The sequence below is a fragment of the Stenotrophomonas sp. YJH_SMC_82 genome (assembly GCF_059368875.1).
Genome location: NZ_JCAFSE010000001.1, coordinates 1,589,452 through 1,601,873, shown reverse-complemented (window position 1 = coordinate 1,601,873; position 12,422 = coordinate 1,589,452). Strand labels below are relative to the sequence as shown.

The window sequence follows — 12,422 nt, the reverse complement described above, 5'->3', positions numbered from 1 at the left end:
AGTTCGTTGATCGCACATGCTTCCCGCTCGTTGAGCATTATCGGTGCCGGCCTGGCCGGGTCCCTGCTGGCCATCCTGCTGTCGCGGCAAGGCTGGCGCATCACCCTGTACGAACGCCGCGGTGATCCGCGCGTGGCTGATTACGAGAGTGGCCGCTCGATCAACCTGGCATTGGCCGAGCGTGGGCGCAATGCGCTGCGCCAGGCGGGTGTGGAGGACGAAGTGATGGCACGCGCGGTGATGATGCGCGGCCGCATGGTGCACCCCCGCGACGGCGAACCGCAGCTGCAGCGCTATGGCCGTGATGACAGCGAAGTGATCTGGTCGATCCACCGCAGCGATCTGAACACCACGTTGCTGGAACTGGCCGAGCAGGCCGGCGCCACCGTGCACTTCCATCGGCGCCTGCACACCGTTGATTTCGACGCCGGTTACGCGCGTTTCATCGATGACCGCGACGACAGCCCGCACGACATCCGCTTCGACACCCTGATCGGTGCCGACGGCGCCGGTTCGGCCCTGCGCGCGGCGATGAACCGCCGTGCCCCGCTGGGCGAGGACATCGCCTTCCTCGACCACTCCTACAAGGAGCTGGAGATCCCACCGGCCGCCGACGGCAGCTTCCGAATCGAGCGCAATGCGCTGCACATCTGGCCACGTGGCCATTACATGTGCATCGCCCTGCCCAACCACGAAGGCACCTTCACCGTCACCCTGTTCCTTCCCAACCAGGGCGATCCCAGCTTCGCCACGGTCAACACCGGCGCGCAGGCCGAGGCGCTGTTCGCGCGGGAGTTCGCCGACACCCTGCCGCTGATCCCGAACCTGCGCGCGGACTGGGAACAGCACCCGCCGGGGCTGCTCGGCACGCTCACCCTGGAGCGCTGGCACCAGCACGGTCGCGCCGTACTGATCGGCGATGCCGCGCATGCGATGGTGCCATTCCACGGCCAGGGCATGAACTGCGCGTTCGAGGACTGCGTTGCGCTGGCCCGGCACCTGATGGAAGCGGATGACCTGGAAGGCGCGTTCGCCGCGTTCGAAGCCGAGCGCAAGCCGAATGCACGTGCCATCCAGCAGATGGCGCTGGAGAACTACCTGGAGATGCGCGACCGTGTCGCCGATCCTGCGTTCCTGCTGCAGCGCGAACTGGAGCAGGAACTGCAGCGGCGCTGGCCGACCCGCTTCGTGCCGCACTACACGATGGTCACCTTCCTGCACACACCGTACGCCGAGGCGCTGCGCCGCACCGAACTGCAACGCGACATGCTGGTGGCCGCCACCACCGGTCACGATTCACTGGACAACATCGACTGGGCCGCGCTGGAAGCGCAGATCCACGCGCAGCTGCCGGTCCTGGAGGGCGCGCACTGATGGCCGACAGCTTCCTGTTCTACGACCTGGAAACCTTCGGCCAGGACCCGCGGCGCACGCGCATCTCGCAGTACGCCGCGATCCGTACCGATGCCGACCTCAACGAGATCGATACGCCGGTCAGCTTCTTCGTGCGCCCGGCCGATGACCTGCTGCCCTCGCCGATGGCCACCCTGGTTACCGGCATCACCCCGCAGCAGGCCCTGGCCGAGGGCATCAGCGAGGCCGAGGCCTTCGACCGCATCAACGAACAGCTGTCGCGCCCCGGCACCTGCGCGCTGGGCTATAACACGCTGCGCTTTGACGATGAATTCGTCCGCTACGGGCTGTTCCGCAATTTCCACGACCCGTACGAGCGCGAGTGGCGCAACGGCAATTCGCGCTGGGACCTGCTGGACATGCTGCGCCTGATGCGCGCGATGCGCCCGGACGGCATCCAGTGGCCGCTGCGCGAGGACGGCGCCACCTCGTTCAAGCTCGAGCACCTGGCCGAGGCCAACAACGTGCGCGAGGGCGATGCGCACGAAGCGCTGTCCGACGTACGTGCCACCATCGGCATGGCACGCCTGTTCAAGCAGTCGCAGCCGCGCCTGTGGGAGTACGCGCTGAAGCTGCGTGACAAGCGCTTCGTCGGCGGCCTGCTGGACGTGGCCGCGATGAAGCCGGTACTGCACATTTCCATGCGCTACCCGGCCAGTCGCCTGTGCGCGGCGCCAGTACTCCCGCTGGCCGTGCACCCCACCATCAACAACCGGGTGATCGTGTTCGACCTGGAAGGCGAGATCGACGACCTGCTGGAACTGCCGGCCGAGGTGATCGCACAGCGCCTTTACCTGCGCGCCAGCGAGCTGCCCGAAGGCGTGGCGCGGGTGCCGCTGAAGGAAGTGCATCTGAACAAGGTCCCGGCGTTGATCGCCTGGAACCACCTGCGCGCCGATGACCACGCGCGCCTCGGCCTGGACGCGGCCGCGATCGAGGCCAAGGTGGAACGGCTGCGCGCGTTCGCCCCGCAGCTGGCCGAGAAGGCCCGCCAGGTCTACAACCAGCCCCGCGTCGCCACCGTGGCCGACGTCGATGCCTCGCTGTACGACGGTTTCCTCGGCAACGGCGACAAACCGCTGCTTGCGCTGGCACGCACCACCGCGCCCGAGCAGCTGGCCGCGCTGGAAGGCCGTTTCCGCGACCCGCGCCTGCCGGAGCTGCTGTTCCGCTACCGCGCGCGCAACCACCCCGACAGCCTCGCGCCGGCGGAACGCCAGCGCTGGCAGGATTACCGCCGCCAGCGCCTGCTCGGCGACGGCGGGCTGGGCGAACTCAACCTGCCCCAGTACCGGCAGCAGCTCGATGCACTGGCCGCCGAAGCGCCCGACGATGCGCGGCGCCAGGCCCTGCTGCAATCGCTGCGCGACTGGGGCCAGCACCTGCAGGAGACACTGTGAGCACCTACTTCTCGGACGCCAGTTTCAGGTTCCTGCGCAGCCTGGCGCGGCACAACGACAAGGCCTGGTTCAACGACCACCGCCAGCAGTATGAAGACCACGTACGGCAGCCGTTCCTGCGCCTGCTGGGCGACCTGCAACCGGCCCTGGCCGAGGTCAGCGAACACTTCCGTGCCGATACGCGCGGCGTCGGCGGCTCGCTGTTCCGCATCCACCGCGACGCGCGCTTCTCCAACGACAAGTCACCGTACAAGACCTGGCAGGGCGCACGCCTGTTCCATGAGCGCCGCCGTGAAGTAGCCGCGCCTTCGTTCTACGTGCACCTGCAGCCGGGCGAGAGCTTCGTCGGTGCCGGCCTGTGGCATCCGGAACCGGAAACCCAGCGCCGCGTGCGCCACTTCATCCTCGACAACCCGGGCAGCTGGAAGGCCGCCGCGCACGCACCGGGCCTGCGCAAGCGCTTCGATTTCGAGGAGAGCGAAAAGCTGGTGCGTCCGCCGCGTGGCTTCCCCGCCGACTTCGAGTTCATCGACGACCTCAAGCACCGCAACTGGGTGATGTGGCGCTCGCTGGACGACGCCACCATGACCGGTCCGCGCCTGCTGTCCACGCTGGGCAAGGATCTGGCCGCGCTCGGCCCGTTCGTCGACTACCTGTGCGCGGCGCTGGACCTGGAATTCTGATGCCATTGGCACAGCAACGCCGCACGCTGGGCCGCACCGGCCTGGCGGTTTCGCCGGTGGGCCTGGGCTGTTCCGGCTTCTGGGGGCATCGCCGATTCCCGGAACAATCGGCCGCGAACGTGGTCGAGCATGCACTGGCACAGGGCGTGAACCTGTTGGACACCGGCCACAACTACTCCGGTTTCCACGCCGAGCCGCGGCTGGGCCGCATCCTGCGCCCGTTGCTGAAACAATACCCGCGCGACGCGCTGGTGATTTCCAGCAAGGGGGGCACGCTGACCGGCCAGGCCGGCGTCAGCGGCGCCGAGCAACGCAATTTCTCGCCGGCAGCCATCACCGCCAGCTGCGAGGCTTCGCTGCGCAATCTCGGCCTGGATCACCTGGACATCTACCAGTTGCATGGCGCCAGCGAGCACGACATCAACGATGACCTGCTGGCCGCGCTGCAGCGCCTGCGCGAACGCGGGTTGATCCGGCACACCGGCATCAACACCCACTCGGCCTCGACCCTGCGCTGGATGATCGCCCATCCCGACGCCTTCGATGTGGTGCTGCTGGACTACAACGCCCTGCAGCAGGACCGCGAACCGCTGATCGACCAGTTGCAGGCGGTGGGCATCGGCGTGCTGGCCGGGACCGTGCTGGCGCAGGGCCACCTGCTGCCCGCCCGCCCGCGCCTGCCACGGCTGGCCGATGGCTGGTACCTGGCGCGCGCCTGGCTGAAGCCCAGCAGCCGCCAGCTGATGCGCAGTGCCCGCCAGATGCGCCGGGCAGTGGCCGCGATCCGCAGCCAACGCCCGGCCCAGACCGCCTTCGCCTATGCGCTGGGCCATCCCGGCGTGGCCAGCGGCATCCTTGGCACCACCCGCACCCGCAGCCTCGACGAGGTGCTGGCGACGCGGCTGGAAGCGCTGACCCCGGCCGAACGGCAACAGCTGGTCGATGCCTTCGGTGACGGCCGTGGCTCGCCCAGTCATTGAGTCTTCACCCGGCACTGCCGCCATTGCGGCAGTCTGGTCGGCATGAAGAAACTCACCGCACTCATTGTGCTGCTGGTCCTGGCCGTCGCCGCCTGGTGGTTCGGCGGCCCCTACATGACCGTCAATGGCCTGTCCAAGGCCATCGAGCAGCGCGACACCGCCCGACTGGAGCGTTACGTCGACTTCCCGCGCGTGCGCAGCAGCCTGCGTGCGCAGCTCAACGACTACCTGGTGCGCCAGGCCGGCCCCGACGTGGCATCCAGCCCGTTCGGCGCCCTGCTCTATGGGCTGGGCGACCAGCTTGGCGGTGCCGCAGTGGAGACCATGGTGACCCCGACCGGGATCGGCGCGATGCTGCAGGGCCACGTGCTGTGGAAGCGTGGCCGCAATGAACTGCAGGGCGGCGATGCCTTCGGTGCGACCGAACCGGCGCGGCCGCTGAAGCATGCCGAGCATCATTTCGAGGCACTGGACCGATTCGTGATCGACGTCGATCGCGGCCACGGCCAGCCACCGTTGAAGGTGGTGCTGGAGCCGCAGGGCCTGCGCTGGAAGGTGGTGGACCTGCAGCTGGGAATGTCGGGCAGCCCTTGATCGGACCCGTGGCCTGACGGCAGCGCCAACCAAGGTTGGCAACTACCGGGGCATGTGGCTCTGGTAGATGCCCACCTTGGTGGGCATGTCGCTGTGGTAGATGCCCACCTTGGTGGGCATGTCGCTGTGGTAGATGCCCACCTTGGTGGGCATGTCGCTGTGGTAGATGCCCACCTTGGTGGGCATGGGTCCTAGGCAGTGCCAACCAACGGTTGGCACCTACCGGTCGAGTCCGCCCTACCCCTCGTTGGCGACGCCGTGCGGCACGTGGCCGGCGGCCACATGCTCGCGGGCGCTGTCGATGTTGTGCTGCGAATCGTCGAAGAAGATGTCGGCACCGAAGGCCTGCAGGAACGGGCCCTTGTGACGGCCGCCCAGGAACAGTGCCTCGTCCAGGCGCACGCCCCACTCGCGCAGGGTGCGGATCACCCGCTCATGCGCCGGTGCCGAACGCGCGGTGACGAGCGCGGTACGGATCGGCGCGCTCTCGCCGGCCGGGAACACTTCCTGCAGCGTATGCAGGGCCGACAGGAAGCCACGGAAGGGACCGCCGCTGAGCGGCTCGCGGGCGCGCTCGCGCTCGTGGCGGCCAAACGCTTCCACGCCCTGCTCGCGCGAGATGCGCTCGCTCTCGTCACCGAAGATCACCGCGTCACCATCGAAGGCGATGCGCAGCTGGCCGGCCGGGCGACCAGTATCGATCTGGTCGGCGGCTGCCGCAGCGGTCTCGCCCGGCGGCTTGGGCAGGATGGTTGCCGCCGCGATGCCATGACGCAGCGCGCTGCGCACCGATTCGGGGTTGGCCGACAGGAACAGGTCGGTACCGAACGGCTTCACGTACGGCCAGGTCGGCTCGCCGGCGGTGAAGGTCGCGCGGATGATGCCCAGCCCATAGTGCTGGATCGAATTGAAGATGCGCAGGCCGGTATCGGCCGAGTTGCGCGACAGCAGGATCACCTCGACCCGCGGGTTCTCCGGGCTGGCGCCCTGGTTCAGCGCCAGCAGCTTGCGCACCACCGGGAAGGCCACGCCGGGGCCGAGGATATCGTCCTCGTGCTGGCGCTGGAATTCGGCGTAGGCCGCCACGCCATCACTTTCGAACAGCGCATGGCTTTCCTCGAGGTCGAACAGCGCGCGCGAGGTCACCGCGACGGTCAGCAAGCGGGGGGAGTTGTCGCCCATCGGTGGGAGTCCTTCAAGCGGTCGGCGGGGCCGGCCGCCCATTGTCCTCAAAAAACGAACTGTTCGCTCAGGATCCTGTCTTCCAGGTTGTGCTCCGGGTCGAACAGCAGGGTCACGCGGCGGTCCTTCGACTCGCGGATGGTCACCTCGACCACGTCGCGGGTCTCGTGCGAATCCGCCGTGACGCTGACCGGGCGCTTGTACGGGTCGAGCACGCGGAAGCGCACCTCGGTATCGGCCTTGAGGATCGCCCCGCGCCAGCGACGCGGCCGGTACGGGGCCAACGGCGTCAGCGCGATGGTGTGCGAGCCCAGCGGCAATACCGGGCCATGCGCGGAATAGTTGTAGGCGGTGCTGCCCGCCGGGGTGGCCACCAGCACGCCGTCACCGATCAGCTCGGCCACGCGTTCCTGGCCGTTGAGGTCGATGCCGATATGCGCGGCCTGCCGGGTCTGGCGCAGCAGCGAGACATCGTTGTAGGCCAGCGAACCGGTACTGGTGCCCGACTCGGTCAGCGCCACCATTTCCAGCGGGCGCAGGTTGGCCGGTTCGGCACGCGCAATGCGGGCCTGCACGTCGTCGTCGCCACGGTACTGGTTCATCAGGAAGCCGACGGTGCCCAGCTTCATGCCGAACACCGGCTTGCCCAGGTGCCCATGCCGATGCAGGGTCTGCAGCATGAAACCGTCGCCCCCCAGCGGACACAGCACGTCGGCCTGCTCCGGCGCGTGATCGCCATAACGCGAGACCATCGCGGCGCGGGCCATCTGTGCAGGTTCGGTGGCGCTGGCCAGGAAAGCGATGCGGGGGGTGTCGCTCATCGGTGGATCCGGGTGGGTGTGCCAGCAAGAGCATACCCGGTAGTGCCGGCCGCTGGCCGGCAGCTGCACCCGATTGTGGTCCGCGCGGTTGCCGGCCAGCGGCCGGCACTACCCGGCAATGCAGAACGGCCCCGCTTTCGCGGGGCCGTTCCTCCAACTGCTGCAGATCAGGAGCCCCCCCTGAGTCAGGGGGGCGCGCCAACGGCGCGGGGGTCTGGGAGCATGGTTGGCATGGGGCCCACGGTTTGCAGAGCAAACCGTGGGGCGTCAGCGCGAATGCGCTTACGCACCATGCGCGGCCAGCTGACCCAGGCGCTGCACCGCGACCGAAACGGTCGGGTAGTCCAGGGTCTTCTGCTCGGCCAGTTCGGCCAGCATTGCCAGGGTGAAGCGCAGGCTGCTGTCGTCGCGCCCCATCCAGGCCGCCACCTTTGCTTCGGCACTGCTGCCCTTGGTACCCAGCACCTGGCCCGCCAGGTTGCGGTGGTTGGCGGCCAGCTCGTCACGCAGCACGCCACGTGCCACCGCGTGCCAACGGCCATTGACCTCCAGCGCATCGACCTGCTCGAACAGCCACGGCAGCTGCAGGGCATCGCCCAGGCGGAAGTGGACCTTGGACACGTCCACCGGCTTCAGCTTGCGGGTACGGGCCAGTTCGATGATGTCGAACGCCGGCTCCAGGAAGTGCAGTTCGGCCAGCTGCTGCGCCAGCGCGGACGGCAGGCCCTTTTCCTTCCACTCGGCCACCAGGGCTTCGTAGGTCGGACGCTGCGAATCCGGCAGCACACCCGAGGCAACGCGGATGTCGTTGAACGGGCCCTGGTAGCGGTTGACCGCTTCGGTGATGCCGGGCATCGCGCCGGGGCGCGACAGCAGCCAGCGCACGAACGAGCGCTGCAGCTTCCAGATCACTTCCAGGGCGTCGATCTGCACCGACTCCGGCACCTTGCCGTCGAGGGCATCGATCTGCGCCCACAGCGCGCGTGCATCCAGCGTTTCACGGCTGATGGTGTAGGCCTTGGCGACCTCGGCGATGGAACGGCCGGTGTCTTCCTGCATGCGCATCAGGAAGGTGGCGCCCATGCGGTTGATGGTCTGGTTGGTCACGGCCGTGGCGATGATTTCGCGCTTCAGGCGGTGACGCTCCATTGCGTCGGCGTACTTCTTCTGCAGCGGGGTCGGGAAGTAGCGCTGCAGTTCCTTGGACAGGTACGGATCTTCCGGGATGTCCGAATCCAGCAGCTGGGCGAATGCCACCAGCTTGGAGTAGGACAGCAGCACCGACAGTTCCGGACGGGTCAGGCCCTGGCCGCGCGCCTTGCGCTGCGACAGCTCGGCATCGGACGGCAGGAACTCGATCTGGCGATCAAGCAGGCCCTGCTGTTCCAGGGTACGGATGAAGTGCTGCTTGGAACCCAGGCGCTTGACCGCCATCCGCTCCATCAGGCTCAGCGCCTGGTTCTGGCGGTAGTTGTCGTTGAGCACCAGCTCGGCGACTTCATCGGTCATCGAGGCCAGCAGCTTGTTGCGCTGCTCGACGGTCAGCTTCTTGGCCCGCACCACATCGTTGAGCAGGATCTTGATGTTGACTTCATGGTCGGAGGTGTCGACACCGGCCGAGTTGTCGATGAAGTCGGTGTTGAGCAGCACGCCGGCCTGCGCGGCTTCGATGCGGCCCAGCTGGGTCATGCCCAGGTTGCCGCCCTCGCCTACCACCTTGCAGCGCAGCTCGCCACCGTTCACGCGCAGCGCGTTGTTGGCACGGTCGCCGACATCGCTGTGCTGCTCGCTGGCGGCCTTGACGTAGGTACCGATGCCGCCGTTCCACAGCAGGTCGACCGGTGCCTTCAGGATCGCGCTCATCAGCTCGTTCGGCGACAGCGCCTTGACGTTCTCGTCCAGGCCCAGCGCTTCACGCACCTGCGGGGTGATCTCGATCGACTTCAGGCTGCGCGGGTACACGCCGCCGCCCTTGCTGATCAGCTTGGCATCGTAGTCCGCCCAGCTCGAACGCGGCACGGTGAACAGGCGCTCACGTTCGACGAACGTGGTGGCCGCGTCCGGGTTCGGGTCCAGGAAGATGTGGCGGTGATCGAACGCAGCCACCAGGCGGATGTGGCGCGACAGCAGCATGCCGTTGCCGAACACGTCGCCGGACATGTCGCCGACGCCGACCGCGGTGAAGTCCTGGCTCTGGCTGTCACGGCCCAGCGCACGGAAGTGGCGCTTGACCGACTCCCACGCACCGCGTGCGGTGATGCCCATGCCCTTGTGGTCGTAACCGACCGAACCACCGGAGGCGAACGCATCGCCCATCCAGAAGCCGTGCGCGATGGCCAGGCCGTTGGCGATGTCGGAGAAGGTCGCAGTGCCCTTGTCGGCGGCCACCACCAGGTACGGATCGTCCATGTCGTGGCGCACGACATCCACCGGCGGCACGATCTTGTTGTTGACGATGTTGTCGGTGATGTCCAGCAGGCCCTGGATGAACAGCTTGTAGCAGGCCACGCCGTTGGCGAAGATCGCATCACGGTCGCCGTTCACCGGCGGGGTCTTGGCGAAGAAGCCGCCCTTCGCGCCGACCGGCACGATGACGGTGTTCTTGACCATCTGTGCCTTGACCAGGCCCAGCACTTCGGTACGGAAGTCTTCGCGACGGTCCGACCAGCGCAGGCCACCACGGGCGACCGCGCCGAAGCGCAGGTGGGTACCTTCCACGCGCGGGCCGTAGACGAAGATCTCGCGGTACGGGCGCGGCTTCGGCAGGTCCGGCACCAGCGCCGAATCGAACTTGAAGCTGATGACATGGCCGTGCTGGCCGTTGGCATCGGTCTGGTAGTAGCTGGTACGCAGGGTCGCGTCGATCACGCCCATGAACGAGCGCAGGATGCGGTCCTCGTCCAGGCTGGACACGCGGTCCATCAGCTTCAGCAGCGCATCGCGCGCGGCCTGCATCTGCGCGTCGCGGTCACCCTTGCGGGCATCGACCACGGTCTTGAGCACCTTCAAGGTGGCATCGTCACCGGCAGCCAGCACGTCGAAGTGGGCCTTCAGCTGGGCCTGGCCGGCGGCGATGTCGTCCTTGCTCTCGTGGCCGGTGGCCGGATCGAAGCGGGCTTCGAACAGCTCGACCAGCAGGCGGGCCAGCAGCGGGTAGCGCGCGAAGGTGCCTTCCACGTAGGCCTGGGAGAACGGCACGCCGGTCTGCAGCAGGTACTTGCAGTAGCCGCGCAGCATGGCGACCTGGCGCCAGTGCAGGCCGGCAGCCAGCACCAGGCGGTTGAAGCCGTCGTTCTCGGCATCGCCGTGCCAGACGCGGGCGAAGGTCTCGCCGAAGGCTTCATCGACACTGGCGGCATCGATCGCGCCGGCGGTCGACTCGACCTCGAAGTCCTGCACGTACACCGGGGCGTTGTCGACCGACAGGCGGTACGGACGCTCGGCGATCACTCGCAAGCCCATGTTTTCCATCATCGGCAGCGCGTCCGACAGCGGAATGTCGTCCAGCTGGCGATACAGCTTCAGGCGCAGGCCATCACCGCTTTCGCGCGGCACGGCCTGCAGGCTCAGGCGCAGGTCGTCCGGGCCGGTCAGGGCGTCGAGCTGGCTGACATCGTTGGCGGCAACCGCGGTGCTGTTGTCTTCGATGTAGCCGGCCGGCAGCGCCTTGCCGATACGGGCGGCGATGCGCAGGCCTTCGGTCTCGCCGTGGCGGGCCACCAGCGCTTCGCGCAGGTCGTCCTGCCAGTTGCGCAGCACCTGGGCCAGCTTCTGCTCCAGTTCGGCGGTATCGACGTCGAGCATCTCACCCGGCTTCGGGCGCACGATCAGGTGCACCTGGGCCAGCGGCGATTCGCCCAGCACCACCGAGCTGTCGACGTACTCGCCGTGCAGCGCGTCCTTCAGCATCGCTTCGATGCGCAGGCGCACGTCGGTGTTGAAGCGCTCACGCGGCAGGTAGACTAGCGCGGAGATGAAACGGCTGTACTTGTCGCGGCGCAGGAACAGGCGGCTGCGCACGCGCTCCTGCAGGCCCAGCACGCCCATCGCGGTGCGGAACAGTTCGTCCTCGCTGGACTGGAACAGTTCTTCGCGCGGCAGGGTTTCCAGGATGTGACGCAGGGCCTTGCCACTGTGGCTGGCCGGGGCCAGGCCCGACTGCTTCATCACGTGCTCGTGGCGCTGGCGCACCAGCGGGATTTCCCACGGGCGGCGGTTGTAGGCGCTGGAGGTGAACAGGCCGAGGAAGCGCTGCTCGCCGATGATCTTGCCCTTGGCGTCGAATTCCAGCACGCCGATGTAATCCATGTAGCCAGCGCGATGCACGCGCGAACGGGCATTGGTCTTGGTCAGGATCAGCGCATCCTTCAGACCGGACGTGGTGTTCAGGCCCTGCGCGGCCAGGGTCTTGACCGGACGGGCGGCGGACTTGTCCTTGCCGCGCATCAGGCCCAGGCCGGTGTCGTTCAGCGGCGCCAGCACCTCTTCCTTGCCCTGCTTCTCGACGCGGTATTCGCGGTAGCCGAAGAAGGTGAAGTGGTTGTCGGCGGCCCAGCGCAGGAACTCCTGTGCTTCCTTGCGCGATGCGTCGTCGACCGGCAGCTGGCGGCTGCCGAGGTCGTCGGCCAGCGCCAGTGCCTTGTCCTTCATCGGCTGCCAGTCGCGCACGATCGCACGCACTTCGTCCAGCGCCTTGTTGATGGCCTGTTCGATGGCAGCCATGGCGTCGGCCGGCTGGCGGTCGATCTCCAGCAGCATCACCGACTCGGCATCGCCCTCGCCGACCTTGACCAGCTTGCCGGCCTTGTCGCGGGTGAAGCGCAGCACCGGGTGGCCCAGCACGTGGACACCCACGCCCTGCTCGGCCAGCGACATGGTGACGGTATCGACCAGGAACGGCATGTCGTCGTTGACGATCTGCAGCACGGTGTGCGGCGATTCCCAACCGTTGGCCTTCGCAGTCGGATTGAACACGCGGACGTTGGCCTTGCCGGCCTTGCGGGCACGGGCGAATTCCAGCGTCTCAGCCGCGAGCGCGGCCCACTCTTCAGCGCTGTGGTGCGGGAACTCGTCCGATTCCATGCGCTTGTAGAAGTCAGTGGCGAAGGCCACCGCTTCGGCCTGTGCGGCCGCGGGGTAGCGCTTGCGCAAGGCCGTGTACACCGGCTCCAGGGAGAAACCAGCGGTCACTGCGACCTCCGACTCTGCTGGTTTCGTCTTGTTTTTCACGGTCTTGGCTGCGGTTTTTTGCGGTTTCATGGCAGAGCGATGCGCTTGCTCAGTTGGGAAAATGAAATTGTAGCCCTACCGCACGAAAAGGCCTTGCTGCAGGACGGAATAAGCAGATTC

At 67.4% G+C, this 12,422-nt stretch carries 9 protein-coding genes; 5 read left to right on the top strand and 4 right to left on the bottom strand.

The window, feature by feature from the left end; all coding sequences use genetic code 11:
- Nucleotides 1-6 precede the first annotated feature (6 nt).
- From AC5P53_RS07165 to AC5P53_RS07145, 5 genes are read left to right on the top strand one after another with little or no spacing between them, the layout of a single operon-like run.
- Entirely contained in the window at nucleotides 7-1,374 is a 1,368-nt protein-coding gene (locus AC5P53_RS07165) for an FAD-dependent oxidoreductase (RefSeq protein WP_014647668.1), read from the top strand.
- The gene (sbcB, locus tag AC5P53_RS07160; RefSeq protein WP_241887352.1) at nucleotides 1,374-2,813 is read left to right on the top strand and encodes an exodeoxyribonuclease I; all 1,440 of its coding nucleotides are present in this window, start codon (nucleotides 1,374-1,376) and stop codon (nucleotides 2,811-2,813) included. The genes AC5P53_RS07165 and sbcB overlap by 1 nt, the downstream gene beginning before the upstream one ends.
- Nucleotides 2,810-3,496, top strand: a complete 687-nt coding sequence (locus AC5P53_RS07155; protein ID WP_032962055.1) for a DUF2461 domain-containing protein — start codon at nucleotides 2,810-2,812, stop codon at nucleotides 3,494-3,496. The genes sbcB and AC5P53_RS07155 overlap by 4 nt, the downstream gene beginning before the upstream one ends.
- On the top strand, nucleotides 3,496-4,476 hold the full coding sequence (locus tag AC5P53_RS07150; protein ID WP_049408572.1) for an aldo/keto reductase: 981 nt from the start codon (nucleotides 3,496-3,498) through the stop codon (nucleotides 4,474-4,476). Before AC5P53_RS07155 ends, AC5P53_RS07150 begins: the two co-directional genes overlap by 1 nt.
- A gap of 42 nt (nucleotides 4,477-4,518) precedes the next feature.
- Nucleotides 4,519-5,070 carry a DUF2939 domain-containing protein gene (locus tag AC5P53_RS07145; protein WP_241887351.1) on the top strand — a complete coding sequence of 184 codons (552 nt, stop codon included), beginning with the start codon at nucleotides 4,519-4,521 and terminating at the stop codon, nucleotides 5,068-5,070.
- 42 nt (nucleotides 5,071-5,112) lie between these two features.
- Here AC5P53_RS07145 and AC5P53_RS07140 read toward each other — a convergent pair whose 3' ends face one another.
- The 4 genes from AC5P53_RS07140 to AC5P53_RS07125 form a co-directional block, all read right to left on the bottom strand.
- Entirely contained in the window at nucleotides 5,113-5,256 is a 144-nt protein-coding gene (locus AC5P53_RS07140) for a hypothetical protein (protein ID WP_241887349.1), read from the bottom strand.
- A 51-nt stretch (nucleotides 5,257-5,307) separates the two neighbouring features.
- On the bottom strand, nucleotides 5,308-6,252 hold the full coding sequence (locus tag AC5P53_RS07135; RefSeq protein WP_005410242.1) for a 5'-nucleotidase: 945 nt from the start codon (nucleotides 6,250-6,252) through the stop codon (nucleotides 5,308-5,310).
- 47 nt (nucleotides 6,253-6,299) lie between these two features.
- On the bottom strand, nucleotides 6,300-7,073 hold the full coding sequence (locus tag AC5P53_RS07130; RefSeq protein WP_032962058.1) for an NAD kinase: 774 nt from the start codon (nucleotides 7,071-7,073) through the stop codon (nucleotides 6,300-6,302).
- 282 nt (nucleotides 7,074-7,355) lie between these two features.
- Complete coding sequence (locus AC5P53_RS07125; protein ID WP_046431556.1) at nucleotides 7,356-12,332, bottom strand: NAD-glutamate dehydrogenase; 4,977 nt, start codon at nucleotides 12,330-12,332, stop codon at nucleotides 7,356-7,358.
- Between the last annotated feature and the right edge of the window lie 90 nt (nucleotides 12,333-12,422).